Here is a 26,035-nt window from a genome sequence, read left to right as displayed (position 1 = left end):
TTGGAGAGTCCGTTTGGAAATCCCGCTGTTTATCCTCGCCCTTGTCGCGGCCTTCATCTACACGCTCGTCGCAAGCATCCGCAATTCAAGCCGCATCAAGTCGCTCGAACGGGAGGTTCACAGCCTCAAGCGGCTGATGGCGGCGGGCGTGGTCGCTCCTGCTGCGGCACTGGCAGAAAACGCGGAAACCGCCGAAAAGACTGATTTCGCAGCAGAGACGGAAGGCCAAACGGCGCTGGAACCAGCGGGCATCCGGGATGAAGACGCCTTCGAGCGTTCAGAAGCCAGCACCGCTGCGGCGGATCAAGACGTGGCGCGCGAAGACGCCCCCGCTGCGCCACTCGCCGATGCCGTATCCGTGGCGGCTTCTGATACCGCGCCTGCCCCGGCAGCGAAAGAAAGCTTCGAAAGCCTGCTCGGCGCGCGCTGGGCGGTTTGGGCGGGCGGGCTGGCGCTGGCGCTCGGCGGCATTTTCCTCGTCAAATATTCAATCGAATCAGGCCTGCTCAGCCCGGCGGTCAGGCTGTCGCTCGCCGCCATTTTCGGCCTCTTTCTCGGGCTTGCCGGTGAAGCGATACGCCGCAAGGCGGTGCCAGGCATCGCCACCACCTACTCCAACGCCATGATACCGGGTGTGCTCACTGCGGCCGGCGCATTGACGCTGTTCGGTGTGGTTTATGCGGCTTATGGCATCTACGACTATATCGGCCCCGGCACCGCCTTTATCCTGCTCGGCCTCGTCGCCTTCGCCACTATCGGCCTGTCGTTGTTGCACGGACAGGCGCTCGCCGGTCTCGGACTTCTCGGTTCGATGCTGACGCCGGCGCTGATTTCCACCGAGACGCCGAATATCTGGGCGCTCTTCGTCTTCCTCACCGTCTCTTGGCTCGCAACCGCGGCAGCGGCGCGCCGGCAGGGCTGGACGGTGGTCCCGTCGCTTGCCAATGCCGGACTCGGCCTCTGGGCTCTCGGATATATCGGCTTTTCGGATGCAATCAGTGCCGAACCGCCGACTCTTGCCCTGCTCATTATGCTCGCTGGCACGATCTTCCTTTGGCCCGGAAAACAGTACGACACCACGCCTCCGGACGCTGCCGAAACGGCAGCTCCCGAGCGGCGCGCGATTCGCATCATGCGGCTTTTGCTGCGCCCGTCGCTCGCCCTCAACCTCACCGTATCGATGGCGGTGATCCTGCCGGCCATCGGCTTCCTCTTTGCCGAAGGCAGCGTCGATACTCACCCGGCGCTCATCGTTTCAGCGCTTATTGCAGCTCTTGCAGCACTCGGCGCTGCCCGTCACTATGCCGTCTGGCCGGCGATCATCGCCGCGCTCGGCGCGCAGTCTGCGGTGTCGCTCATGTCGCGGCGTGGCATCGATTTTATTGGTCTCGTGAATGATACCGGCGTGACGCTTCCGCCCGTGGGCACAGGCTACGCTGCGGAAATTGCCATGGCGCTCGGCCTTGGGGCTATCTTCGTGCTGTGCGCCTTTTCCTTCCTGAAACGCAAGGGCGCAGAAGATGCGGATTTCGCCCAGCTCTGGGCTGGCATTGCCGCCCTGTTTCCTGTCTGGCTCGCGACGGCGAGCTTCGTCGAATATGGCAATCTCGGCCGCGACTGGCTGCACGCGGCCTATGGTCTCGGCCTTGGCTTCGTGCTGCTTGCCGGTGCTGAATGGCTGCACCGGCGCAACAGTGAGGCCTATCGCAAGCCGCTGAACATTTTTGTGCTCGGCTCCTTCGCCGCCTTCGCGCTCTGCCTGCACACGCTGACAGAAGGGCTCGCGACGACAGTGCTGCTGTCCGTCATCGGCTTCCTTTACGTGCTGGCGAGCCGCTACCGCAACTGGGATATACTGCCCTGGGTCATGGCTGTCGCAAGTGTTGCCGTTCTTGGCCGGATCGCCTGGGAGCCGACAATCGTCGGGCCGCAAAATCTCGGCACGACGCCGGTCTTCAACGCGCTGCTGCCGGGCTATGGCATCCCTGCCTTGCTGGCCATCGTCTCCGCGTGGCTGTTGCGCGACTGGCCGGGCATGCGGATCAAGAACTTCCTGCAGGCCATCGCCAGCGTCATGGGACTTCTGGCCGTGGCCATCCTCGTTCGCCACGCAATGAATGGCGGTACGCTCGACAGCAGTGTGCCGACGCTCGGCGAGCAGTCGATCTACACGCTGCTGACCATCGGCTTCTCCGGTGTCCTGATGACGCTGGATTTGAAAAGCCCCAGCCCCGTCTTCCGTTACGGCTCGATGATCGCCGGCGTCATCGCCGTCATCAACGTGCTGACGATGCATTTCTTCACGCTCAACCCCTATTTCACCGGCGAGAATACCGGCCGCATCCCGGTCGTCAACCTGCTGCTGATCGGTTACCTTTTGCCGGCATTCGCTTATGGCGGCCTCGCCTATTACGCGCGCGGAAAACGTCCGCCGCCCTATGTCAGCATGCTGGCGGTGGCGGGAGCAGCGCTCGGTTTTGCCTGGGCCACGCTTTCGGTGCGCCGTTTCTGGCAAGGCGAGAACATTGCTGACTGGAAGGGCTTTATGCAGGGCGAGACCTACAGCTACTCGGTGGTCTGGCTGCTGATCGGCGTCCTGCTGCTCGTGCTTGGCTCGCGCTTTAATGCCCGCAGCCTGCGTCTGGCATCGGCCGCCTTCGTGCTGATCTCGGTTGCCAAAGCCTTCCTGATCGACATGAGCAACCTCGAAGGCGTGCTCCGGGCGCTGTCCTTCATCGGGCTCGGCGCGGTGCTCATCGGCATCGGCCTGTTCTACCAGAAAATCCTCACCCGGAAGCCGCAGGCATGATCGCGGCGGAGGCTTTCGCGCCCCATGCGGCGCTTGCGCAGGATTTGATCCCGCACGCCGCCGATGCGGGCGACGGCTCGCATGATCTGGCCCATATTCACCGCGTCTTCCGCAATGCCATGCGCATCCATGCGGGTGAAGGCGGCGATGGCACCGTGCTGGCGGCCAGCGTGCTGCTGCATGATTGTGTGGCCGTGGAGAAAAACTCGCCCTTGCGGGCACAGGCATCACGGCTGGCGGCAGAAAAGGCTTCAGGCATTCTGGCCGGCCTCGGCTGGAAGAAGCAGGATATCGACGCCGTCACGCATGCGATCATCACCCACAGCTTTTCCGCCAATATCGAACCGCAGACACTGGAAGCGAAAATCCTTCAGGATGCCGACAGGCTGGACGCCATCGGTATGGTGGGCGCGGCGCGCTGCTTTTATATTGCCGGACGCATGGGATCGGCACTTTACGATCCGGTCGACCCCTTGGCGAAGGAACGGTCGCTTGATGACCGCGCTTTTGCTATCGACCATTTCGAGACCAAGCTGTTCAAGCTGGCAGATGGTTTTCGCACAGAGACCGGCAGGCAGATGGCCAGAGCCCGCCATGAGCGGCTGAAACAGGTGCTGGACCTGTTTCTCGATGAAATATGAGGAAGCATGATGCGTGTGACAGAGCTTAATATCTACCCGCTGAAAAGCGCGCGCGGCATTTCCCTCCCGGACAGCGCCGTGTCGGCCGAGGGTCTGCCGGGTGACCGTCGCGCCATGCTTGTGGACCCGTCGGGCCACTTCATCACCCAGCGTGAATTGCCTGCCATTGCCACGGTTCTGGCGCGGCACGAGGACGGGGGCATGTTGCTTTCGCGCGACCAGCATGGCGAGATCGTCGCAAGGCCATCCGGCGAGCGCATGGATGTGGCGGTATGGAAATCGATCGTCAGCGCCAATATGGCCGACGCTGTGACCAATGACACGCTCTCGGCATGGCTCGGACGCGAAGTGAAGCTCGCCTTTTTCGATAACGCTTCCAAACGCATCGCGAGCCTCGAGTGGACAGGCGATGAAACGCCCGTCACCTTTGCCGACGGCTACCAGATCCTTGTCACCACCACCGCCTCGCTCGCCGCGCTGAACGACAACATGCGCGAAAATGGCGAAGACGACGTTGGCATGGAGCGGTTCCGGCCCAATATCGTGCTTGAGACGGACGAACCATGGGCGGAAGACGGGTGGGCGGCCATCGAGATCGGCGGCATTCGCTTCGATCTCGTCAAACCCTGCGCCCGCTGCATCATGACCACGCAGGATCAGACGACCGGCTCCCGCGATGTGCCCTCTCCCATGAAGGCCATGGGCCGCATCCGCATGTCCGCAGACCGGCGCGTGCCCGGCCCGCTGTTCGGCTGGAACGTGACACCGCGCGGTGAAGGCAGGCTGTCTGTCGGCGACGTCGCAAAGGTGATCGAGGAAAGGCCCGAAGGCTGGGCGATCAAGAGGCGCTAAGTCAGTCCGGTTCAAACGGAATCCTCTGGGCGTCAGGCAGCGCTTTAACGTGCCGTCAAACCCTCGCTCCCCTCATTCCTGTGCTTGTCACAGGAATCCAGCCGATACGCGTCTGCGCGGCAAAACAATCCCTCAGCCCAAAGACTTGGGCTGGCTGGATCTCTGTGACAAGCACAGAGATGAGGAGGGACGGAGCACTGTGAACAAAGCAAGCGTCGAGCCTGACGCGCCGATCTCAATCTTTGTGCACCCCGGCGATACAACGCACGGGTCATGTCACGACTTCTTCACACCGACGATCAAAAAGATCGGGCGGCGGTCTTCATGCTTCAGCTCCGGGCGCTCGGCCACCAAAGCCGGATCCGGTCGTGGTTCCGCCAGACGCGTCAGGGTGAAACCAGCGGACAGGAGGCCATTGACGATAGCTGACACGGTGCGGTGGTATTTCACCACATCGTCTGCCATCCAGTTGCAGTGGCGCACGCCCTCGTTCTGGTAGTTGTCGAGTGGCCAGTGCAGGATTTCGCCATCCTCGCCGTAAAACCAGTCCTGTTTTTCCAGCGCCGTAAAAACGGGATGCTCGATGGAAAAAATGAAATCGCCGCCCGCTTTCAGCACGGCGAAAATCCTTGCGAATGCCACGTCGAGATCGCGGACGTAATGCAGGGCAAGGGAACTCAGCACCACATCGAAACTCTGCCGCGGAAAATCGATGTCTTCGATAGCGGCGCGGCGATATTCGATGCCGGACCCACCATTGATCTCGGCGGCGCGGCGCAACATATTCTCCGAGAGATCGACGCCGACGACATGGCGTGCGCCCTGCTCCGCGGCAAAGCGGCAATGCCAGCCGAAACCGCAACCGAGGTCGAGAAAGGACTTGTCTTTCAGCGGGGGCAGCATGGCGCGCAATTCGTGCCACTCACCGGCCTGACGCAGACCTTCCACGGAACGCGGCATGGCGCTGTAGCGCTCGAAAAACCCTGGATCGTCGTAGATATTCTGTTTCATCGTCGCCTCTTAGGCCGCATTCCATCAATCGCATGAATAATGGCCGTCAAGAAAAGTCGCTAGTGGGGCCGGCTGACAAAAGATAATATTCATCCCATCATTGTGGAATCCGCAGCATGCTTAGCGCTTCTTTCAGAGGTGGGCGCTGCGAGGGGGGAATATTCATGTCGCAAGCCACTCGCCAGAGCATGCCCTGGCTGATTATCGCAGCCGGGTCGCTGATTGCAGTCATGACGTTCGGCCCCCGCTCCGCGATGGGCTTTTTCCAGTTGCCGATGCTGGCCGATACCGGCTGGGATCGTTCAACCTTCGGTCTTGCCATGGCGCTGCAGAACCTCTTCTGGGGTCTCGGCCAACCCTTCTTCGGTGCCATCGCCGATAAGTTCGGTACGGGCCGCGTGCTCGTGCTCTCGGGCTTTCTTTATGCGACGGGCCTCATCTGCATGTCCTTCGGCACATCGCCCTTCTGGCTGCATTTCGGCGGCGGCGTTCTCGTGGGGCTTGGCATTGCCGCAGGGTCCTTCAGCGTCATCCTTTCCGCCTTCGCCCGCCATGTCACGCCGCAGCAGCGTTCATTCGCCTTTGGTATCGGCACGGCGGCGGGTTCGGCAGGCATGTTCCTGTTTGCACCTATCAGCCAGGGGCTGATTTCCACCTATGGCTGGTCGGATAGTCTCGTCTGGCTCGCCGCCATGATGATGCTGGTGCCGCTGCTCGCCTTTTTCATGCGCGGAAACTCGTCCTCCGGCACCCAGTCGCAGGCGCAGTTCCAGCAGACCGCGGGCGAAGCGCTGAAGGAAGCGCTTGGCCACAAGAGCTATCTGCTGCTGACGACGGGCTTCTTCGTCTGTGGTTTCCAGGTGGCCTTCATCACCGCGCATTTCCCGGCCTATCTCGGCGATATCGGTATCGAACCACGATACGCGGTGATTGCCATGGCGCTCATCGGCTTCTTCAACATCATCGGATCGCTGGCCGCCGGCGTCATCGCACAGCGTTATTCCAAGCCCTATTTCCTGGCCTATATCTATATTGCCCGTTCCGTGGTCGTGACTGCCTTTCTGCTTTTGCCGCAATCGCCGCTTTCAGTCATTCTCTTTGCTTCCGTCATGGGCATCCTCTGGCTCTCCACCGTGCCGCCCACGAATGCGCTGGTGGCCATCATGTTCGGCACGCGCCATCTCGGCATGCTCGGCGGCGTCGTGTTCCTCACCCACCAGATCGGCTCGTTCCTCGGCGTCTGGCTGGGCGGCTTTCTTTATGACAGGTTCGGTTCTTACGACCTCGTCTGGTGGCTTGGCGTCGGCATGGGGATTTTTGCGGCCGTCGTGCACTGGCCCATTGAGGAACGCCCCGCCCCACGGCCGGCCTTCGCCCAATAGCGATGGCCCGGAACTAACCGGCCCTGTCCAGTGCGGGCGGCGATCCCCTGCGCTCCAAAGCCTTCAGCGCCGCCTGCACGAAACCGTCGCGGGCGGCGTTTTCATTGAGCCCGCGCGGATCATAGACATGGCGGTTGAGAAAATGGGCGGTCAGGCGAAAAGCTGCCGCAAGGCTCTCGGGATCAGCGGCTTTCGACTGGCCTTCGCCGAGAAAAGCCGGAAGCGACAGCATCCGGTCCGCATAGGGCGCTCCCGCCGTGCGGCAGACCGCCCTTCCCGTTTTCGGCGACACATAGATGAGATCGTTGCGCAGCCCCGTCGCCGCACATTCGGTAAGATCAAGCCCGAAACCGAGATCATTCAGCACCGCCAACTCGAAGCGCACGAAAAGTTCGCCTGCATCGGCCGGGTCGTGGAGATTATCGAGAATGATATCGAGCGCCTGATAAAGATGCGGATGCGGATCGCGCTCCGGCAAAAGCCTCAGCAGCGCGCCCATGGCCTGGACGCCGTATACGGCGGTGGCCGTTTCCATCAATTGCGCCGCGCGCAGTTGCAGGGGCTCGATGCGGTATTCTCCGAGATGATCGTCAAGGCGCGCGCGCCAGACGACGTCTACCCGGTTTCCCGCCTGCAGCACCGGCTGCATGCTGCGGGAGCGCCCGGAGCGCACCATGCCGAGATGGCGGCCGCGTGTGCGGGTCATCACCTCGGCGATGACACTCGTCTCGCCATGGCGCTTTACGCCGAGAATGATCGCCTCATCCTGCCACTGCATGAAACCTGTCCGAATTTCGATTCAAGCCCGATCATAACCGATCCGGTGGCGAAACGTTATTCTTTTACGGTAACACGCGCCGCATCGACGAGGCGGAGGACGAAATCGGTGATTTCGTTTTCTCCGAAAGGCTTGCCGAGCAAGGGCGCATGCAGGAGATCTTCGGGGAATCCGGTCGTGTCGCCGTAACCGCTGACAAAACCGAAAGGAATGGACGCAGACCGCAAGTGGCGTGCAAAATCATAGCTTTTACCGTCAGAAAGGCTGACATCGAGAAGCACGCAATCGGCGCCATCCTCTTCGAGAGCCTTCCTCGCCTGCGCAAGCGTCGTGGCGATGATAACGGTCTCCACACCCATCGACTGGAGAACCGCCTCAACATCGAGCGCCACCAGATATTCATCCTCAACGATGATAACCCGTTGTGGCACCATATTTTTCTTCCTAACAAAGAGAGCCGTCAGGCTCGAAGCCGTCGTCTTCGAAACGATTCTCCAGTGAGATATCATGGGAGCAGTCGCAAATTGCGGCTCGCCCGTCATTTAAAAAAGACATGTCGGAAGATCAGATAAACGGTCTCTGCCGCTTGCCGTCGCTTTCCCAGCCCGCAACTTGCGCCAGTCCGGCGTCATCCAGCACCAGACAGCCCTTGTCCGTCCAGCGGATAAGCCCGCGATCGACGAGCTTTCTCAGCGTCTTGTTGGTGTGGACGATGGAGAGGCCGAGCGTATCGGCCACGTGCTGCTGGGTGACAGGAATCGTCGCCTCGCCCTGCAGCAGCGCGACCGCTTTCGCCCTGCTGTAAAGGAAAGCGATAAGGTAGGCCGCGCGCTCAAGCGCCGTGCGCCGGCCGATGCTGAGCAGATGACTGTCGAGCATGCGCTCTTCGCTCGCCGCAATCCATGTCAGATCATAGGCAAGCGTCGGGTGGTCGGTAAAGAGATTGTTGAGGCGCGATCGCTCGAAGACGCACAGCGTAACCGGCGACAAGGCCTCAACCGAGTGCTGCATCTCCCCCATCACCGTGCCCTGCAGGCCGACGAGGTCGCCCGGCATCACGTAATTCAGGATCTGCCGCCGGCCGTCCTCCAAAGTCTTGTAGCGAAATGCCCAGCCCGCAAGCACCGTGTAGAGGTGAGCGCTGTGTGAGCCTTCCATCAGGATGACGGAGCCGCTCTCCACCGCCAATTCCCCCGTCTTGAAACGGGACACGAAATCCAGTTCCGAAGAAGAAAAGTCCCTGAAATGCGGTAGATCGCGCAGCGGGCATTGCTGGCAGGGGGTGGTGGAAATCCCGTTCGGTTTTTTGGGTGACATGATTATCCATCATGAAAAAAGGTTGCGCCCAATTGTTTTTGGAACAACCCGTTCCAAGGATATTCGGTTCCCTGCCGGGAACAAAGACATCGCGCTCCTCCCACCGCGTTTCTGTATCCTCACAGAGACGCGGGAATGACGCGCTTTCAGCCTCGCGGGAATTCCAGCCCCATTTCGCGGAAACGCTCCGGGTCGTCGCCCCAGTTCTCGCGCACCTTGACGAACAGGAAGAGATGCACCGGCTGTTCGAGGATTTCCGAGAGTTCCTTGCGCGAGGCGGTGGAGATCGCCTTGATGGCATCGCCGTTCTTGCCGAGCGCAATCTTTTTCTGGCTGTCGCGCTCGACATAGATCACCTGCTCGATGCGCACTGAGCCATCCTTGCGCTCTTCCCACTTTTCCGTTTCGACATGCGAGGCATAGGGCAGTTCCTGGTGCAGGCGCAGGAACAGCTTTTCGCGGGTGATTTCGGCGGCAAGCTGGCGCATGGGCAGGTCGGAGATCTGGTCTTCCGGATAATACCATGGGCCTTCCGGCAATTCGGCGGCCAGATAGTTCATCAGGTCTTCACAACCGGAGCCATTGGTCGCCGAGATCATGAAGGTGCGGTCGAAGGCGACCGTCTCATTGGCGGCGGCGGCGAGCTTCAGGAGGTCTTCGCGCTTTACCTGGTCGATCTTGTTGAGGCAGAGGATTTTCTTCTGGGGGACGTCCTTCAGGCCTTCGAGAATCGCCTCAGCGTCGCCCTTCAGGCCGCGCTCGCTGTCGATCAAAAGAAGAATGAGATCAGCGTCCTTCGCGCCGCCCCAGGCGGAGGTGACCATGGCGCGGTCCAGCCGACGGCGCGGCTTGAAGATACCGGGCGTGTCCATGAACACGATCTGCGCGTTGTCGTGAATGGCGATGCCGCGCATGACCGCACGCGTCGTCTGCACCTTGTGGCTGACGATGGAAACCTTGGCGCCCACCAGCCGGTTTACCAGCGTCGACTTACCGGCATTTGTAGGGCCAATGAGGGCAACGAAGCCGGAGCGGGTCGGAAGGGCATTGTCTTCGCCTGTCGAGGCGGGGTTTTCGTGATCGGTCATGATATCCATTCAAGGTCAGAGGTATTCAACATGCGGCCAGAGGGCTCGCCATGCGCTTGATAGTCAGCTGCCGTCGCCGGTCAGCTCAGTTTCAGGTAGAGCTTTTCTGCCAGACGCCTTCGCGTTCCAGCAATCTGGTTGCCGCCACCTGCTCGGCCGCGCGCTTGGAACGCTCGACGCCGGTTTCCGGCTTTACGCCGGGAATTTCAACAGTCACCGTAAAGCGGGGATCGTGATCCGGTCCGGAGCGATCGTCAACCCGGTAAGATGGGGTGACCGCAAACTTTGCGTGCGCCCATTCCTGCAGTTCCGTTTTCGCGTCACGCCGTCCGGCATCCACGCTCGTGGCACGGCCCTGCCAATATTTCAGAATGAATTTGCGCGACGCATCGAGGCCGCCATCCAGATAGATGGTGGCAATCAGGCTTTCGACGACATCGGCGCGCACGTTCAGCATCGCCTTGCCGGTGAGTTTCTTGACGTCGGATCCGGTGCGGATGAAATTGTGCAGGCCCATCTCGTCAGCGATCGACGCGCAGGATTCGGCGCTGACCAGTTGGTTCAAACGCACCGAAAGCTCACCTTCGGACGCATTGCGGAAGATGGAGAACAGAAGCTCTGCAACGCAGAGACCCAGAACGCGGTCGCCCAGAAACTCCAGACGTTCGTAATTGCCCGCCGCGGCGGAGCGGGCACTGGCATGGGTCAAGGCCCGGTCGAGCCGGGCCTTTTCCTTGAACTCATATCCGATCAACGCTTCCAGACGGGAAATCTCGTCCGCGGAAAGCGGCTTGGTCTTGCTCATCCCACAACCTTGAACAGGCGGTCCCAACGCATGTTGGCCGGCCATTCCCAAATGCGGCTGAACGGCGTGTCGTTGCCCAAAGAGAAGAAGATGACGCTGGCGCGGCCAATCAGGTTTTCTTCCGGCACGAAACCGACATCGAAGCGGCTATCCAGCGAATTGTCTCTGTTGTCGCCCATCATGAAATAATGGCCTTCGGGGACCACGAATTCGCGGGTGTTGTCGCCGCGCGAGTCGGGCGACTGATCGAGCGTGTCGTAGGTAACGCCATTGTCAAGCGTTTCGCGGAAAACGGGCACGTTGGCGCCTGGATCGGCCCGATAATCCGACGTGAAGGTGCCGTCGGGCTGCTTGGGCACCGGCTGGCCGTTGATGAACAGCACGCCGTTCGTGACCTGAATTCGGTCGCCCGGCAGGCCGACCAGACGCTTGATGTAATCCACTTCAGGATTGGGCGGCAGGCGGAAGACCACGACATCGCCGCGCTTCGGCTTGCTGAATTCCAGAATGCGGCCCGAAAACAGGTTCGGCGAGAAAGGCAGCGAATATTTAGAATAGCCGTAGGAGAACTTGTTGACGAAAAGATAGTCGCCGACCAGCAGCGTCGGCATCATCGAGCCCGACGGGATGGTGAAGGGCTGAAACAGCACGGTGCGGATGACCATCGCCAGCAGCAGCGCCTGAATGATGACCTTGACGTTCTCCCAAAGGGCGTTCTGCTTCTTTTCCGCTTTTTCCGACACTTAAAGACCTGCCTGATTGTTTCCCGGCTTCTTCGATCCAAGAAGCTGACGGGCCGTTGCTTATCGCGCCTGGGGCGGGTGATGCTGTTTCACGCGGCCCGCAACGCTTTCATATTTCTGCGACTTCTCTAGAACCTTTCCAGCCCGAAGGGAAGCGCTTCTGTGACAGCGGTGTAAATAGAGCGCGCCCAACGGTGCCCCCAGGCCTCAATCGATCACGGGAAGCGCCTCGATGATCACAAATGCCTGAGCGTAAGGGTGGTCATCCGTGATCGTCAGGTGAATATTGGCGCGATGGCCTGCGGGCAGCATGGCCGCCAGTCGCTCCCCTGCCCCGTTTGTCAGCACCATGGTGGGCTTGCCGCCCGGAAGGTTGACGACGCCCATGTCCTTCCAGAAAACGCCGTTCGCAAGGCCGGTGCCAAGCGCCTTGGAACAGGCCTCCTTGGCGGCGAAACGCTTGGCATAGGACGCGGCGCGGTTCTTGCGGCCATCGGATTTGGCGCGCTCGATATCGGTAAAACACCGATGAGTGAAACGCTCGCCGAAGCGCTCGATCGATTTTTCCACGCGCCGGATGTCTATCAGGTCGCTTCCCAATCCAATGATCATTTCAACATCTCCAGAGAAGCATTCTTGTTGGCGGCGCGATGCGCGAGATTTTCCATCTTGCGGCGCTGAAAGCCGTTGATGAGCCCATAAACGGCGATATAGGCGATGACCGCGCTGATGATGGCAGGCGGAACCGCACCAATGGTCATGGGTTCCAGCACCGGCGTCCATATCTGCCGGAATTCAAGATGGCTAAACAGCGCCACGAAATCCACATGCGCAGCACTTTCCGACGTCTTTCGCCCGAGAATGACATGTCCCAGCTCCCAGGTGGAGGCCCAGATGAAAGGAAATGTCAGCGGATTGGCGAAAGTCGTACCGAGTGCCGCCGCCACGAGGTTGACGCGCATGAGGAAACCGAGCGCCATGGCAATGATGATGTGAACACCGAGAAACGGCATCCACGCCACACCCACACCGATGGCGACACCGGCGGCAATGGAATGGGGAGAGGCGGAAAGCCTGAGCAGGCGCAACTTCATATAGCGCAACGAACGGGAAAAACCCGTTCGCGGCCAGAAGAGGTCGCGAATCTTCTCTGAAAAACCAAGGGGTTCACGGCGGCGAAACGGCATGGGGGCAGTCTATTTCATCACCCCGGCCGAGCCAAGAGCGTGGTAGGCAACAAAGAACTTTTGCCCGGTTATCCCACGCTGATCATTGCAGATGCAGCATACCCGATCAGTCACACTGGACAGCGGCATGGAGGAGACGCGCTGAGGCGCGTATCTCCTGGGCTTGCGGTGCACAGGAAAACACAGGCCATTACCGCCGCGCTATCCGTGTCCATACGCATGGCGATTGGCTGCCATGCGCTCAGCGCATTACCGGCGGAACAGGCCGCGGTCGATTTCGCGCTGACGGAACTCGAGGTCGACATTCGATACCGAGCCGCTGAGATATTCGAATTCGCGTTCCTGGGTGGTCTTGCCACGAACGGCGCGGGCGATCTTGCGAAGCGGAGTAAACATGATTTTCGGTCCTTTCGGTTTGGAACTGGCGTTTCTCATCGGTGTTCATCCACCGGCACGCCGCGTTTCCTTCTCTTCAATTTCTGAGAGGAAAATAGTCGCAAACCGCATTAACCACCAGAGACAGGAAAAGGCCGCTGCCATGCTCAGAACGCATAACAGCGGCCTTCCGCTATCTCAAAGGCATCAAAAATGCCTCAATCAAAGGCACGCGTGACCGTGGAGACGCAATCCAGATCCTTGAGCTGCGACAGAAGCTGGTTCAGCTGCCTGAGATCCCAGACTTCCACGTCCAGCGCCAACTCGGAGAAGTCAGTACCGATGCGGACCATGTTCAGCCCGCGAATATTGACGTCGAGCGTTGCGATCGACTGCGCCACCGAGGCAAGCGTGCCCGGCTCGTTCAACGCATTGATCATCACCCGCGCCATGAAGCGCGACTTGTTCGCTTCGTCCAGATCCCACCGCACATCGATCCAGCGTTCCGGCTCGTCGTCGAAGCGCTGAAGCGCCGGCGCCTGGATTGGATAGATGGTGATGCCCTTGCCCTTTTCCATGATGCCGACGATGCGGTCCCCCGGAACGGCGCCGGCCGGCCCGAAATGCACATCGACATTGCCGGAAAGGCCACGAATGGGCAGCGGGTCAGGCCCGTCGAGCATTTCGGCCGCACCGTCATCCTCCAGCGCCGAACGGGACTTGCCCGGTATCTTGAAGACCATGCCCGAGGCGCTGCGCATGTTGAACCAGCCGTCGTCACCGGTCATCTTCACCGTCACGCGCTCGTCCTGATAATCCGGGAATACCGCGCGCAGCACATCGAGCGAGGAAACCTCGCCACGGCCGACAGCCGCGATGGCGTCCTCGACATCCTTCTGCGCCAGCCGATGCAGGACCGGCTTCAGCGCCTCCTTGGAGAAGGCCTTGCCGGCGCGTTCGAAGGTGCGCTCGAGAATGCGATAACCAAGGCCGGAATATTGTTTGCGGATGGCCATACGGGTGGCGCGGCGAATGGCCGAGCGGGCCTTGCCCGTCACCACCACCTCTTCCCATGCGGCGGGCGGCACCTGCACGCCGGAGCGGATGATCTCCACCTCGTCGCCATTGTTCAGCCGGGTGACGAGCGGCATGATCCGGCCGTTGATCTTGGCGCCAACGGTGGTGTCGCCGATATTGGTGTGCACCGCATAGGCAAAATCGATGGGCGTCGCGCCGCGCGGCAGGGCAATCAGCTTGCCCTTGGGCGTGAAGCAGAACACCTGATCCTGAAAGAGTTCCAGCTTGGTATGCTCAAGGAATTCTTCCGGGCTGTCGCCTTCCGCCAGCGATTCGATGGTGTGGCGCAGCCAGGAATAGGCGTTGCTTTCCGGCGAAAGCAGATCGCCCTCCCCGTTTTCGCCGTCCTTGTAGAGCGCGTGGGCGGCAATGCCGAATTCGGCGATCTCATGCATGCGCTTGGTGCGGATCTGCAGCTCGATACGCTGGCGCGACGGGCCAACGATGGTGGTGTGGATGGAGCGATAGTCGTTCTGCTTCGGCGTGGAGATGTAATCCTTGAAGCGGCCCGGCACCACACGCCAGCGTGTGTGCACGATGCCGAGCGCCCGATAGCAGGAGGGAATGTCGTCGACCAGAATGCGGAAACCGTAGACGTCAGACAGCTGCTCGAAAGAGAGCGACTTCGACTGCATCTTGCGAAACACCGAATAAGGCTTTTTCTGCCGACCCTTGACGCCCGCGCCGATGAGGCCGTTCGCCACGAGCAATTCACGCAGCTCGTCCTCGATCTTCTTGATGAGGCCTTCATTGCGCGTTTCCAGTTCCTGCAAACGGTTTGTCACCGTCTCATAGGCTTCCGGATTGAGATAACGGAAGGACAGGTCCTCCAGCTCGTCGCGCATGTCCTGCATGCCCATGCGGCCGGCGAGCGGCGCATAGATTTCCATCGTCTCTTCGGAAATGCGGCTGCGCTTGTCGGCCGGCATGTATTCCATGGTACGCATGTTGTGCAGGCGGTCGGCGAGCTTCACCAGGAGAACGCGCACGTCATCGGAAATGGCGAGCAGCAGCTTGCGCAGGTTCTCCGCCTGTTTCGCCTTGCGGGTGACGAGATCAAGCTTCTTGAGTTTGGTCAGCCCTTCCACCAGCCGGCCGATGTCTTCGCCGAATAATTCGTCGATTTCAGCGCGAGTTGCGGTGGTGTCCTCGATCGTATCGTGCAGCAGCGCAACCGCGATGGTCGATTCGTCGAGATGCATTTCGGTGAGGATTGCGGCAACTTCCAGCGGATGCGAGATGTAGGGGTCGCCATTGGCCCGCTTCTGCTGGCCGTGTTTCTGCATCGCGTAAACATAGGCCTTGTTCAGCAGGGCCTCATTCGCATCCGGTTTATATTTTTGAACCCGCTCAACGAGTTCGTATTGCCGCATCATGCGATATTCCACAAAAAGAAAGCGCGCCAACCTTGGGGTCGGCGCACAATGCTGCATCAATAAGGATCAGATTATGACGGCAACTATTGACAGACGGTAACCGCCATCTGCCAAAGGCGTCATAAAACCGGATCAATAATCGTCATTTTTTTCCGGCGGCACAAGGCCTTCGATACCGGCCAGCAGTTCTTCTTCCGACATCTGGTCGAAGGTGACAGTTTCCGGCTGGTCGTCTTCTTCGCTGTCGGCAGCGGCGGCGGCAAGCGTGACCGGATCGGGCTCGGGCTCGTCCACTTCCACGTGCTTCTGCAGCGAATGGATGAGGTCTTCCTTCAGATCGTCGGGAGACAGCGTCTCGTCGGCGATTTCACGCAGCGCAACGACGGGGTTCTTGTCATTATCGCGGTCAACCGTGATGGAAGAGCCCTGAGAAATCTGGCGCGCACGGTGGCTGGCGAGAAGCACCAGCTCGAAACGGTTGTCTACTTTATCAATGCAATCTTCAACTGTGACGCGGGCCATTGCCTGTCCTTTGCGGGTCGTAATGTCGTGGATCAGAGCGCCGTGCGGTCTTCAGGATGCACAAGGGTTGCTCTAACCTATTGAATCTGCGCTTCGTGCCGTGCGGAAAACACCTGGAAATTCTCGCGACGAAGCTTTCCAGCTTCCGATACAGCCATTGGCCGCGGAATTCAAGTTTTTCCTGTCTTTGGCGTCTTTTGGCACCTTATCCTCGATGTTTGGCGCCTGATGAACAAAATGTCTAGAAGAATTGTCTTGGAATAAGGGGGAAGGTAGCTTACTTAAAACGCAACGGCGGTACGCAAAGCGCGTTGATACGACATGATATTTAGCGCTATCGACCGGATATAAAAGCCAGATAATGGCCTTTCCAAAAAAAAGGAATGGGATGGAATGTTCGATCCACGGGAGAAAATTGCGCTCTTCATAGATGGAGCCAATCTTTATGCAGCATCGAAAAGCCTGGGATTCGATATCGACTACCGCAAGCTTCTGAAGGCGTTTCAAAAGCGCGGCTATCTGCTGCGCGCCTATTATTACACGGCCCTGATCGAAGATCAGGAATATTCCTCGATCCGCCCGCTGATCGACTGGCTAGACTATAACGGTTACAAGGTCGTGACGAAGCCGGCGAAGGAATTTACCGACGCGCTCGGCCGCCGCAAGATCAAGGGTAACATGGATATCGAACTGGCGGTCGACGCCATGGAGCAATCCGAAACGGTCGATCACCTGGTGCTGTTTTCCGGCGACGGCGATTTCACCACGCTGGTGGACGCGCTGCAGCGCAAGGGCCGCAAGGTTTCCGTGGTTTCCACCATGGCCACCCAGCCAGCGATGATCGCCGACGACCTGCGCCGCCAGGCCGATCACTTCATCGACCTGATGACGCTGAAAGCCGAAATCGGACGCGACCCGAATGAGCGCCCTGCCCGGCACGCGGAAGGCCCCGAGACGGTCTGATCCCGATTTCGCAATCACCGATATTTCGAAAACGCGTCCGTCTCAAAGACTGGCGCGTTTTTGTTTACCCCCCTATCGGCAGGGAAAAAATTCCCCCTGAAATTAACAACCGTCAAATCCGGCCGGGGAAAATTATATCTTGGTTAATTTTAGACGTGTCTAAATCAAGTAACGGCACCAACGACATGATTTGGGTGCCAAAGCAGGATGACTAGACATGCATGGCCAAGAAAAAACCGACCGACAGCTCGAAGAAAGACTGAATTTTCTGGGGCTCGGCCACGAGCAGCGACAGAATCTCTCAGACATGAAGGGCGTCATCACCGGCTCTCTCGATGCGTCGCTGGACCGCTTCTATGCGAAAGTGCGCTCGGTGCCGGAGACGGCGAAGTTCTTTGCCAATGACGCACATGTGCAGCACGCCAAGGGCATGCAACTCAAACACTGGACGAGAATCGCCTCCGGTACATTCAACGCGGACTATACAGATGCCGTGACCGCGATCGGCCGCACCCATGCCAGACTGGGGCTGGAGCCGCGATGGTACATTGGCGGTTATGCGCTGATGCTTGACGGCATCGTCAAGGCCCTGATCGAGTCGGAGTTGAAGGGCCTATTCATGGAGAAGAAGGCCAGGAAGGTGAAGGATGCCTTGTCCGCCACCATCAAGGCCGCCCTTCTGGACATGGACTATTCGATTTCCGTCTATCTCGACGTGCTCGCCGCCGAGCGGCATAAGGTAGAGGCCGAACAGGCGCAGATGAAGAAGGAGCAGGACCATATTCTCACGCTCCTCAACAGTGCCCTCGACCGGCTGGCCAACGGCGACCTCAGCTCCAGCATCAACGAAAAGACCGCGCCGCAATTCGAAGGGCTGATCGCCAATTTCAACACCGCCGTCGGCAATCTCGCCGGTGCATTCGCCCAGATCGTGGAGGAAGCGAACAAGATTTCCGGCAATACGCGCGAGCTCACCTCCGCCACCGATGACATGGCCCGCCGGACGGAGCAGCAGGCGGCCGCGCTTGAGGAAACCGCCGCAGCCGTTGAGGAAATCACCACCATTTCCAGATTGTCGGCGCAACGTTCCGAGGAGGCCAAGGCCATCGTCGAAAGTTCGGCCATCGAAGCAGCACGCTCTCGCAATGTGGTGACGGATGCGGTGAAAGCGATGGGCGCCATCGAGGACTCGTCGCAGAAGATCACCCAGATTATTTCCGTCATTGATGAGATTTCGTTCCAGACCAATCTATTGGCGTTGAACGCCGGCGTGGAAGCCGCGCGCGCCGGCGAGGCTGGCAAGGGTTTCGCCGTCGTCGCGCAGGAAGTGCGTGAACTGGCGCAACGCTCCGCCACCGCCGCAAAGGAAATCAAGACACTGATCGCCAAGTCTTCCGAGGATGTGATGCAGGGCGTTTCGCTGGTGAACAAAACGGGTGAATCCCTGAATACGATCGGCAGCAAGGTCGATCACATCAAGGATCACATCACCTCGCTCACCAAGGCGGCGCAGGAACAATCCGTCGGCATTCAGGAAATCAGTGCGGCGATCAACAGCATGGACAATCTGACGCAGAAGAATGCGGCGATGGTGGAAGAGACCAATGCAGCCACGCACAATCTGAGCGATGTCAGCGCCAACCTGGCGGCGCTTGTCAGCCGGTTCAGCGTTTCGACGACGAAGGCGCATGTGGAGCGGACGTACCGGGCGGCGTGACGGGCGCAGCGGGCAGTAACACACTCCCGTCATCCCGGCCTTGAGCCGGGATCCAGCCAGCCCAAGTCCTTGGGCTGAAAGGGCACTTCTCACAGGGCAGACGCGCTGCGACTGGATGCCGGATCAAGTCCGGCATGACGGAGGAGCATGCTGCGAAAGGCGGCGAACTTAGGCCGCCCCACCCTTCAACAACCGCGACTTCTGCCGGTTCCAGTCGCGTTCCTTCTCCGTCTCGCGCTTGTCGTGCAGCTTCTTGCCCTTGGCGAGCGCCAGTTCCAGCTTCGCACGGCCCCTGTCGTTGAAGTAGATCTTGAGCGGCACCAGCGTCATGCCTTCGCGGTTGATGCCAGCGCGTAGGCGGTTGATCTCGCGCTTGCTCAGGAGCAGCTTGCGGCGGCGGCGCGGCTCATGGTTGAAACGGTTGGCTTGCAGATATTCCGGCAGGTGGGAATTAATGAGCCAGATTTCATCGCCCTCGTCCGACGCGTAGGATTCGGCAATGTTCGCCTTGCCTTCGCGCAGCGACTTGACCTCGGTGCCGGTCAGCACCAGTCCTGCCTCATAGGTGTCGACGATTTCGTAGTTGAAACGGGCCTTGCGATTTTCCGCAACGATCTTGTTCACCACGCGCTGGCTGCCTTTGGGGGCCATGATATTTCAATCCCTTGTTTTTCTTATTGCGCCTTCGGCCTGCCGCCGAGAGCGGTTTTCGAACCTCTATTTAGTATCGTCGCCACGAAAAGAAAAGGCGCGCGGGACGGCTTCTGCTGCGAAGCGGTCCATTGCGCGCCTTCTGGCTTTTCAGACCTGTCTCAGTTCATCAGGCCGGCATGCTTCAGCGCCGCATCGATGGCTGCTTCGGTTGCCCGTTCCAGCGTGCTCATCAAGGGCGAACGCACACGGCGGTTGCCGCCGCGCGTCTTCGACAGCGCATATTTTGTGCCGCAGACGCCTGGCTCCATGAAGATGGCCTTGTGCAGCGGCATCAGGCGATCCTGGTACTCCAGCGCCTTGGCATAATCGCCGGCAAGCATCGCCGCCTGGAATTCCGAACAGAGGCGCGGTGCCACGTTGGCCGTGACGGAAATGCAGCCGACACCGCCATGGGCGTTGAAGCCTAGAGCGGTACCGTCTTCACCCGAGAGCTGGACGAAATCCTTGCCGCAGGAAATGCGCTGTTCGGAAACACGGTCGATCTTGCCCGTCGCGTCCTTGACGCCAACGATGTTCTTATGGGCCTTGACCAGGGCGCCCATGGTTTCCGGCAACATATCCACCACCGAGCGCGGCGGAATATTGTAGATGACGATGGGCAGCTTCACCGCTTCCGCGACGGCGGAGAAATGGGCGAACAGGCCCTTCTGGGTCGGCTTGTTGTAATAGGGGGTAACCACCAGCAGCGCATCCGCACCCGCTTCCTGCGCATGCAGGGCCAGCTCGATCGCTTCATCGGTATTGTTGGAGCCTGCACCCGCAATGACCGGAACCCGTTTCGCCGCAACCTCGATGCACAGTTCAACGACACGTTTGTGCTCGTCGTGGGAAAGCGTCGGGGATTCCCCCGTCGTGCCCACCGGCACAAGTCCGTTACTGCCTTCGGCGATCTGCCATTCCACATGGGCGGCGAAAGCCTTTTCGTCCACGGCGCCATTGTCCGTGAACGGGGTAATGAGGGCGGGAATTGATCCCTTGAACATGCAAAGCTCCTGGCGCCGAGCCGGTTCATGCTTCGGCCGCATTCGATGGTTAAAACCGGCACACATTAGTGCCAGCCCTTGGCGCCGACAAGCGCAAAGGCAGCGTATTTTGTCCGAAATTGTCGGAAGTGTGACAGTGTTCGGGCCGTGATCTGCAAGCATTAAATGCACATAGCGAAAAGCGACATTGCTCGCGGGCCGGTGAATAAAAGTTGATTGAATTGCAGGGTCGCGCTTAACATTTCATTAAGCCTGAAATCCCAAGATTTCCAGGCGGGAGATCAGACCTTTTTTCGGCAATCCCGCTGCAATGTAGCGATATTAGAAGAAAGTCGGCAACTCCGTTACACGATGAAGAACGGCATGAAAAAAACAGTCTGGGGATTGATGGCGGCGGGCCTTGCCGCAACCGTGTGGAACGCGCTGGCCGGGCCGCTGCCCGAGGGCGCCGCGCCGCTTCCCTATGTGAAGCCGGATGCGCCCACCGTTCCCGCTTTCATGCCCGCTTCGCCAGAGGTTACCGGCGCCATTCCCCGCCTTAACCGGCCCGATGATGCGAGACAGCTGAAGGCAGGCCTCGACGCGCTTTCCGGGCGCGATGCGGCGCGGGCCATCGCGCTGCGCAACGCCATGCCGACCGGCAGTCTGGACCGTCACATCCTCACATGGGCAATCGCCGTTTCGGGCCAGAAGGATGTGCCTTCAGCCGAAATCGCCGCAGCACAGCGCGAACTCGCCGGCTGGCCGGGCGCCGCGACTTTGCGGGCCAATTCCGAAAAAGCGCTTTATCGCGAGGACCCGCCGGCACAGCAGGTGCTTGCTGCATTCGGCGGCAGCAAGCCAGAAACGGCGGAGGGCACGGTGGTTCTCGCCAAGGCGCTGGCCGCCTCCGGCAAGGTCGTGGATTCGCAGCGACTCATTCGCCAGCTGTGGGTGAGCGAAGGCATGGACAAGGATATGGAAGACCGCGTGCTGGCCGCCTTTCCTGCCTATCTGACGGCCGCGGACCACAAGGCGCGCATGGATTATCTGATGTATCGCAGCCGCATCAGCCAGGCGAAACGTTTCGGCGAACTCGGCAAGGCGCAGTCCCTTTACAATGCCTGGGCGGCTGTACTGCAGCGTTCCGCCAATGCCGGCGCCCTGCTCGGCAAGGTGGATGCCGGCTGGCGCGATGATCCCGCATTCCTTTTCGCGCGCGTGGAGAACCTGCGCAACCGGCAGAAATATCCTGAGGCGGCGGCTCTTCTGCGGCAGGCGCCGCAGGATACTGCCAAGCTGGTCAATCCCGGCGAATGGTGGAACGAGCGGCGGATCATCGCGCGCGGTCTCGCCGATCTCAGCGATTTTGCCGAAGCCTATCGTATCGTCGCCAATCACAATGCCACATCAGCGGTGGATGTCGCCGATGCCGAGTTTCATGCCGGCTGGTATGCTCTGCGGGCGATGCGCGACCCGGCCACGGCTTCGCGTCATTTCAACGCCCTGCTCCAGACATCAAACCGGCCACTTTCGGCCTCCCGCGCCTATTACTGGCTCGGAAGGGCGGCCGAAGCCGGAGGACCCGGCAATGCACGCGACTTCTTTGCAAAGGCGGCAGCCCATCCCGGTACGTTTTACGGCCAGCTTGCCGCTGCACGGATCGGCACGAAGACGCTGAACGTGACCTATCCCAGCCCGAGCAATGGCGACCGAGAACGCTTTGCCGGCCGCGAAGCCGTGCGCGCCATAGACCGCCTCGAGGCGGCAGGTTACGGCTGGCGCGCCGACAGCCTTTACAGGTCGCTGGCCGAACAGCTCGACAGTCCCGGCGAGCTTGCCATTCTGGCGGCGCGGGCTGAGGGCAACGGTAATCATCAGGTCTCGCTGCAGATCGGCAAGACGGCCTTCAGCCGCGGTATCGATGCGGCAGCCCTTGCCTACCCGCTCGGCGTCATTCCCGCCAGCGCCAATATTGCCGGCTCCGGAAAGGCGCTTGCCTATGCGATCGCCCGGCAGGAAAGCGCCTTCAACCCCGCCGCCGTCTCCGCCGCCAATGCCCGCGGCCTGCTGCAACTGCTGCCCGGAACCGCCAAGGGCGTGGCCGGCCGCCACGGCCTGCCCTACACGCAGGCGATGCTGACCAGCGATGCGGGCTATAACGCCACGCTCGGCGCCCATTATCTCGGCGAGCAGATCGATAGCTTCGGTGGCTCCTACATCCTCACCTTCATCGCCTATAATGCCGGCCCGAAACGTGTCCCCGAATGGATCGCCCGTTATGGCGACCCGCGCGGCAAGCCTATCGATGAGGTGGTTGACTGGATCGAGCGCATCCCCTTCCCCGAAACACGCAATTACGTGCAGCGGGTGATGGAGAATTATCAGGTCTACAAGACGAGGCTCGGGCAACAGGCCGATATCGTTGATGATCTGCGCCATGGGCGCTCCGGGTAAAGGCGGTTTCCCTAGCCGACGAGCGGCGCATTCAAGCACCTGCCGGCGAGCGCTTCTGACCACTGTGAAGCCTAAGGTTCCTTGCGTCATGCTCGGGCCCGTTCCGAGCATCTGCAGCGTTCAGATTTCATGCGACGTGATTGGATCACTGGGGCAAGCCCAGGGATGACACCAACGGCTTGGACAGATGAGCGACAGGTGGGCTGGTCGATGCTTCAAAGCACACGCGATGCCCGACGACTTACAGTCCCATCCGGTCTTCCAAAAGAAAAACCCCGGCATTTCTGCCGGGGTTTCCATCACTGACAATGTCAGATCAGATTAGAACGTGCGCTGGAGGCGAACGAAACCGGTAACTTCGTCGTCTGCACCGTCTTCGTCGTAGTAGTTGGCGGTGATCTTGGTAGCCAGACCTTCGGTGATCTTGTAGTCGACCGTCAGACCAGCAGTCCAAGCGTCGCGGTCACCAACGAAATCGCCATCAGCAGGATTTACGTCGAGCTTGCCAAGATACTCAAAGCCGGGAGTAAGCGTCAGACGATCAGTCGCCTTGATAGCGTACTCAACAGCGACAGCCCATTCGGATTTCGCGTAGTAAGCGTTGTCGCCCGAAGCCCATACACCTGCAAGACCAAAGGTGCCCGGACCAATGTCTGCAAAGAGCATGCCACGAACAGCAACGTTCTCTGCGTCGAAGTCGTAGCTGGCAATGAGGTTAGCCGTGACAGCGCCAAACTTGGCACCGATCATGCCGCCGATACCGACGTTGTTATCATCCTCGTACTGGTACTGACCGTACTGGCCTTCCAATTCGTCAACCGAGAGAGCGGCCTGGAATGAGCCTGCGTCGTATGTGTACTTGATCGAGTTAAACAAAGTGTTGGTCGACAGAATGTCGGTTTCGCCGTTCAGATCGTCATCCCACCAGCTGTAGAACTTACCGACCTTCAGGCCGCCGAGTTCGATGAAGGCTTGGTCAACAAAAACGCTCGAAGACGAGGACGAGCCGTTGTCAGCGTTGCCGCGGAAGCCGATGAAGCCACGCAGAGCGCCGAGCTCGGTGTCGGTGCGGGTGTCAACTTCGAACTGAGCGCGTGTGAAGGAGTCCCAGTCAGACGTGCCGGACGCGTCGCGACCGAAGTTGGTCTGGAAACGGATATAACCGCCGAACTTCAGGCAGGTTTCGGTGCCGGGGATGTAGAAAAAGCCGGTGCCGAAAGCGTCGCAAACGCGAACGTATTCCAGGGGCTCGGGCTCAGCAGCGACGATTGCGTCAGCGGCCTGTGCGCCGGATACTGCTGCGAGAGCCGCAGCGGAGCCGATCAGAAGGCTCTTGATGTTCATGGTTGACCTCCAGTCAAACGCTAATTTGCTAAGCAGCGGGTGGGAAGCGCAGATAGATGCGTGCCGCTTATGGATTTGATTAGAGCCAAAACCGTGCGGCTCGGCAATCTCAATCATGACAAAAGAGAGACAGTAAGGTGTCCTTAGTTTTTCATTGTTGCGAAATAGCTACAATTCTAATGGTCGAGCCTAATGGCCGCGTCCGTTCGTTAAAAAATCGTTAATTACTGATGCGTTTCAAAAGCTTAGCCAGACCCGTGGATGCTTGCCCAGGCTGTGGCAGTCACTTCGAAATCGTCATAAATCTGGAAAACGATATTTGGGATCGAATATCTTGCCGCTTTAACCGCCGCATTTTCACTGGATCCACTCTGTCCGTCCAGCTATCTCGCGAATCACCGCTGTACGAAAAACGGCGCCTACTCCTTTTCCTGAATCGATATTCCCGCTGGGATAACAAAAAAGCCCCGGCATTTCTGCCGAGGCCTCCATCACTGACTATGTCAGATCAGATTAGAACGAACGCTGCAGACGGATGAAGCCGTTTACGTCGTCGTCAACGTTGTCGACGTCGAGGTAGTTAACAGCGATCTTCGTGGAGAGACCCTGCGTGATCTTGTAGTCGACCGTCAGGCCAACCTGCCAAGCGTCGTCGTTGGTGAAGTCAGGACCGCCAACGTAGTAGTTGCCGAAGTACTGTGCACCGGGAGTGATGGTCAGCTTGTCGGTTGCCTTGATGGCGTATTCACCGGCAATCGCCCATTCAGATTCGGTGTAGTAAGCGTTCGGACCAGAAGCCCATACGCCTGCCAGGCCGAGGGTGCCCGGACCAACGTCAGCCGTAGCGATCAGACGAACAGCGCCTTCCTCGCGGTCGGTGTCGTAGCCGCCGATGAGCTGGAAGGAAGCTGCGCCGAGCTTTGCGCCGAGGCCGAGAGCAACGCCAACGTTGTTGTCAGGCTCGTCGTAGCCAACGCTGATGCCTTCGAGTTCATCAACCGAAACGCCAGCCCAGAACGAGCCTGCATCGTAGGTGTAACGGATCGAGTTGAACAGAGCGTTCGTGGAGAGAACGTCAGATTCGCCAGAGAGGCCATCATCCCACCAGCTGTAGAACTTACCGACCTTCAGGCCGCCGAGTTCGATGAAGGCCTGGTCAACAAAAACGCTCGAAGACGAGGACGAGCCGTTGTCAGCGTTGCCGCGGAAGCCGATGAAGCCACGCAGAGCGCCGAGCTCGGTGTCGGTGCGGGTGTCAACTTCGAACTGAGCGCGGGTGAAGGAATCCCAGTCAGACGTGCCACGGCCAGAGTTGTACTCGTCACGGCCGATGTTGGTCTGGAAACGGATGTAACCGCCGAACTTCAGGCAGGTTTCGGTGCCGGGGATGTAGAAGAAGCCGGTGCCGAAAGCGTCGCAAACGCGAACGTATTCCAGGGGCTCGGGCTCAGCAGCGACGATGGCGTCAGCGGCCTGTGCGCCGGATACTGCTGCGAGAGCCGCAGCGGAGCCGATCAGAAGGCTCTTGATGTTCATGGTTGACCTCCAGTCAAAGTTTTTAAAAGGGTCTGGGTACTTTCGCTGAAGGACAGCATTCCCTGCCCCATTCCCGTGTTCTCAGAAGCCAAACGATCCACCGCCTCGCTTCTGGTGGTGAAAATACAAAAGGTTTCGCCGCATGCAATCGCCAACATCCGATAAATAGCATTTACGTATATGCTTCATTTCGGTTTGTTGCGGAAACAACACACACCGCCCCGCGGATGGACAAAAGCTTTTACAATACGTTAAGATTTCTGTTGAGAATCCGTTAGTTAGGGCGGTTAACAAGGTATTTCCAATCCACCGGTGTTTTCCGCGATCCCTTGCTACGCAGGCCGCGCTATAGAGATTTTTTGCCTCCGCTGCATACATC

At 59.5% G+C, this 26,035-nt stretch carries 23 protein-coding genes; 7 read left to right on the top strand and 16 right to left on the bottom strand.

Going from position 1 to position 26,035, the window contains the following annotated elements; genetic code table 11:
* Positions 1–13 precede the first annotated feature (13 nt).
* The 3 genes from EGT36_RS11960 to EGT36_RS11950 are packed head-to-tail and all read left to right on the top strand — an operon-like array spanning position 14 to position 4,302.
* Positions 14–2,809, top strand: coding sequence for a DUF2339 domain-containing protein (locus EGT36_RS11960; RefSeq protein ID WP_037088921.1), 2,796 nt, complete (start codon positions 14–16; stop codon positions 2,807–2,809).
* Positions 2,806–3,450 (top strand): HD domain-containing protein, encoded by a 645-nt coding sequence (locus tag EGT36_RS11955; protein ID WP_037088920.1) that lies wholly within the window; start codon positions 2,806–2,808, stop codon positions 3,448–3,450. The genes EGT36_RS11960 and EGT36_RS11955 overlap by 4 nt, the downstream gene beginning before the upstream one ends.
* Before the next feature lie 9 nt (positions 3,451–3,459).
* A complete protein-coding gene (locus tag EGT36_RS11950) occupies positions 3,460–4,302 on the top strand; it encodes an MOSC domain-containing protein (protein WP_037089212.1) in 843 nt (280 codons plus the stop codon).
* 276 nt (positions 4,303–4,578) lie between these two features.
* Here the strand turns inward: EGT36_RS11950 and EGT36_RS11940 are convergent, their stop codons facing one another.
* Entirely contained in the window at positions 4,579–5,313 is a 735-nt protein-coding gene (locus EGT36_RS11940; RefSeq protein WP_037088919.1) for a class I SAM-dependent methyltransferase, read from the bottom strand.
* Between the two features lie 164 nt (positions 5,314–5,477).
* Between EGT36_RS11940 and EGT36_RS11935 the strand changes: the two genes are divergently transcribed.
* Positions 5,478–6,695: an MFS transporter gene (locus tag EGT36_RS11935; RefSeq protein ID WP_004440927.1), complete on the top strand. Its 1,218-nt coding sequence runs from the start codon at positions 5,478–5,480 to the stop codon at positions 6,693–6,695.
* Positions 6,696–6,708: 13 nt separating this feature from the next.
* Here EGT36_RS11935 and recO read toward each other — a convergent pair whose 3' ends face one another.
* The 11 genes from recO to rpoZ all read right to left on the bottom strand — a co-directional run bounded on the left by recO (position 6,709) and on the right by rpoZ (position 15,963).
* Positions 6,709–7,473 (bottom strand): DNA repair protein RecO, encoded by a 765-nt coding sequence (recO, locus tag EGT36_RS11930; protein ID WP_006699397.1) that lies wholly within the window; start codon positions 7,471–7,473, stop codon positions 6,709–6,711.
* A gap of 56 nt (positions 7,474–7,529) precedes the next feature.
* Complete coding sequence (locus EGT36_RS11925) at positions 7,530–7,907, bottom strand: response regulator (RefSeq protein ID WP_004440922.1); 378 nt, start codon at positions 7,905–7,907, stop codon at positions 7,530–7,532.
* 130 nt (positions 7,908–8,037) lie between these two features.
* A complete protein-coding gene (locus tag EGT36_RS11920) occupies positions 8,038–8,790 on the bottom strand; it encodes a Crp/Fnr family transcriptional regulator (protein WP_004440919.1) in 753 nt (250 codons plus the stop codon).
* A gap of 146 nt (positions 8,791–8,936) precedes the next feature.
* Positions 8,937–9,887, bottom strand: a complete 951-nt coding sequence (era, locus tag EGT36_RS11915) for a GTPase Era (RefSeq protein WP_022555902.1) — start codon at positions 9,885–9,887, stop codon at positions 8,937–8,939.
* A gap of 82 nt (positions 9,888–9,969) precedes the next feature.
* Entirely contained in the window at positions 9,970–10,683 is a 714-nt protein-coding gene (gene rnc / locus EGT36_RS11910; protein ID WP_004440914.1) for a ribonuclease III, read from the bottom strand.
* The gene (gene lepB, locus EGT36_RS11905; RefSeq protein WP_003509951.1) at positions 10,680–11,426 is read right to left on the bottom strand and encodes a signal peptidase I; all 747 of its coding nucleotides are present in this window, start codon (positions 11,424–11,426) and stop codon (positions 10,680–10,682) included. Before lepB ends, rnc begins: the two co-directional genes overlap by 4 nt.
* 207 nt (positions 11,427–11,633) lie before the next feature.
* Entirely contained in the window at positions 11,634–12,038 is a 405-nt protein-coding gene (gene acpS / locus EGT36_RS11900; protein WP_004440912.1) for a holo-ACP synthase, read from the bottom strand.
* Entirely contained in the window at positions 12,035–12,613 is a 579-nt protein-coding gene (locus EGT36_RS11895; RefSeq protein ID WP_006699396.1) for a DUF2062 domain-containing protein, read from the bottom strand. Before EGT36_RS11895 ends, acpS begins: the two co-directional genes overlap by 4 nt.
* Before the next feature lie 249 nt (positions 12,614–12,862).
* Positions 12,863–13,009 (bottom strand): hypothetical protein, encoded by a 147-nt coding sequence (locus EGT36_RS11890; RefSeq protein ID WP_003496944.1) that lies wholly within the window; start codon positions 13,007–13,009, stop codon positions 12,863–12,865.
* Between the two features lie 197 nt (positions 13,010–13,206).
* Entirely contained in the window at positions 13,207–15,441 is a 2,235-nt protein-coding gene (locus EGT36_RS11880; RefSeq protein WP_004440906.1) for a RelA/SpoT family protein, read from the bottom strand.
* 132 nt (positions 15,442–15,573) lie between these two features.
* Positions 15,574–15,963, bottom strand: coding sequence for a DNA-directed RNA polymerase subunit omega (rpoZ, locus tag EGT36_RS11875; protein WP_003521126.1), 390 nt, complete (start codon positions 15,961–15,963; stop codon positions 15,574–15,576).
* Between the two features lie 393 nt (positions 15,964–16,356).
* On the opposite strand from rpoZ, the gene EGT36_RS11870 reads away from it, so the two are divergent.
* Together EGT36_RS11870 and EGT36_RS11865 are read left to right on the top strand one after the other, a co-directional pair.
* Positions 16,357–16,926, top strand: a complete 570-nt coding sequence (locus EGT36_RS11870) for a LabA-like NYN domain-containing protein (protein WP_004440903.1) — start codon at positions 16,357–16,359, stop codon at positions 16,924–16,926.
* 217 nt (positions 16,927–17,143) lie between these two features.
* Positions 17,144–18,643 (top strand): globin-coupled sensor protein, encoded by a 1,500-nt coding sequence (locus EGT36_RS11865; RefSeq protein WP_037088914.1) that lies wholly within the window; start codon positions 17,144–17,146, stop codon positions 18,641–18,643.
* Positions 18,644–18,811: 168 nt separating this feature from the next.
* Here the strand turns inward: EGT36_RS11865 and smpB are convergent, their stop codons facing one another.
* The gene (smpB, locus tag EGT36_RS11860) at positions 18,812–19,294 is read right to left on the bottom strand and encodes an SsrA-binding protein SmpB (protein ID WP_004440898.1); all 483 of its coding nucleotides are present in this window, start codon (positions 19,292–19,294) and stop codon (positions 18,812–18,814) included.
* Between the two features lie 161 nt (positions 19,295–19,455).
* Positions 19,456–20,340, bottom strand: coding sequence for a 4-hydroxy-tetrahydrodipicolinate synthase (gene dapA / locus EGT36_RS11855; protein ID WP_125270434.1), 885 nt, complete (start codon positions 20,338–20,340; stop codon positions 19,456–19,458).
* Between the two features lie 363 nt (positions 20,341–20,703).
* On the opposite strand from dapA, the gene EGT36_RS11845 reads away from it, so the two are divergent.
* Positions 20,704–22,776, top strand: coding sequence for a lytic transglycosylase domain-containing protein (locus EGT36_RS11845; RefSeq protein ID WP_169692015.1), 2,073 nt, complete (start codon positions 20,704–20,706; stop codon positions 22,774–22,776).
* Positions 22,777–23,097: 321 nt separating this feature from the next.
* On the opposite strand, the gene EGT36_RS11840 is transcribed toward EGT36_RS11845, so the two are convergent.
* A complete protein-coding gene (locus EGT36_RS11840) occupies positions 23,098–24,120 on the bottom strand; it encodes a porin (protein WP_037095126.1) in 1,023 nt (340 codons plus the stop codon).
* Positions 24,121–24,633: 513 nt separating this feature from the next.
* A complete protein-coding gene (locus EGT36_RS11835; RefSeq protein WP_065653641.1) occupies positions 24,634–25,656 on the bottom strand; it encodes a porin in 1,023 nt (340 codons plus the stop codon).
* Positions 25,657–26,035: the final 379 nt, after the last annotated feature.

The organism is Agrobacterium sp. FDAARGOS_525 (assembly GCF_003938925.1).
GTDB lineage: Bacteria > Pseudomonadota > Alphaproteobacteria > Rhizobiales > Rhizobiaceae > Agrobacterium > Agrobacterium pusense.
This window is presented reverse-complemented; position numbering and strand designations above follow the sequence as displayed.

Coding starts and splice junctions, on each gene's coding strand:
- EGT36_RS11955 (WP_037088920.1), top strand. CDS start 2,806: ATGATCGCGGCGGAGGCTTTCGCGCCCCATGCGGCGCTTGCGCAGGAT.
- EGT36_RS11950 (WP_037089212.1), top strand. CDS start 3,460: ATGCGTGTGACAGAGCTTAATATCTACCCGCTGAAAAGCGCGCGCGGC.
- EGT36_RS11940 (WP_037088919.1), bottom strand. CDS start 5,313: ATGAAACAGAATATCTACGACGATCCAGGGTTTTTCGAGCGCTACAGC.
- EGT36_RS11935 (WP_004440927.1), top strand. CDS start 5,478: ATGTCGCAAGCCACTCGCCAGAGCATGCCCTGGCTGATTATCGCAGCC.
- recO (WP_006699397.1), bottom strand. CDS start 7,473: ATGCAGTGGCAGGATGAGGCGATCATTCTCGGCGTAAAGCGCCATGGC.
- EGT36_RS11925 (WP_004440922.1), bottom strand. CDS start 7,907: ATGGTGCCACAACGGGTTATCATCGTTGAGGATGAATATCTGGTGGCG.
- EGT36_RS11920 (WP_004440919.1), bottom strand. CDS start 8,790: ATGTCACCCAAAAAACCGAACGGGATTTCCACCACCCCCTGCCAGCAA.
- era (WP_022555902.1), bottom strand. CDS start 9,887: ATGGATATCATGACCGATCACGAAAACCCCGCCTCGACAGGCGAAGAC.
- rnc (WP_004440914.1), bottom strand. CDS start 10,683: ATGAGCAAGACCAAGCCGCTTTCCGCGGACGAGATTTCCCGTCTGGAA.
- acpS (WP_004440912.1), bottom strand. CDS start 12,038: ATGATCATTGGATTGGGAAGCGACCTGATAGACATCCGGCGCGTGGAA.
- EGT36_RS11895 (WP_006699396.1), bottom strand. CDS start 12,613: ATGCCGTTTCGCCGCCGTGAACCCCTTGGTTTTTCAGAGAAGATTCGC.
- EGT36_RS11890 (WP_003496944.1), bottom strand. CDS start 13,009: ATGTTTACTCCGCTTCGCAAGATCGCCCGCGCCGTTCGTGGCAAGACC.
- EGT36_RS11880 (WP_004440906.1), bottom strand. CDS start 15,441: ATGATGCGGCAATACGAACTCGTTGAGCGGGTTCAAAAATATAAACCG.
- rpoZ (WP_003521126.1), bottom strand. CDS start 15,963: ATGGCCCGCGTCACAGTTGAAGATTGCATTGATAAAGTAGACAACCGT.
- EGT36_RS11870 (WP_004440903.1), top strand. CDS start 16,357: ATGTTCGATCCACGGGAGAAAATTGCGCTCTTCATAGATGGAGCCAAT.
- EGT36_RS11865 (WP_037088914.1), top strand. CDS start 17,144: ATGCATGGCCAAGAAAAAACCGACCGACAGCTCGAAGAAAGACTGAAT.
- smpB (WP_004440898.1), bottom strand. CDS start 19,294: ATGGCCCCCAAAGGCAGCCAGCGCGTGGTGAACAAGATCGTTGCGGAA.
- dapA (WP_125270434.1), bottom strand. CDS start 20,340: ATGTTCAAGGGATCAATTCCCGCCCTCATTACCCCGTTCACGGACAAT.
- EGT36_RS11845 (WP_169692015.1), top strand. CDS start 20,704: ATGAAAAAAACAGTCTGGGGATTGATGGCGGCGGGCCTTGCCGCAACC.
- EGT36_RS11840 (WP_037095126.1), bottom strand. CDS start 24,120: ATGAACATCAAGAGCCTTCTGATCGGCTCCGCTGCGGCTCTCGCAGCA.
- EGT36_RS11835 (WP_065653641.1), bottom strand. CDS start 25,656: ATGAACATCAAGAGCCTTCTGATCGGCTCCGCTGCGGCTCTCGCAGCA.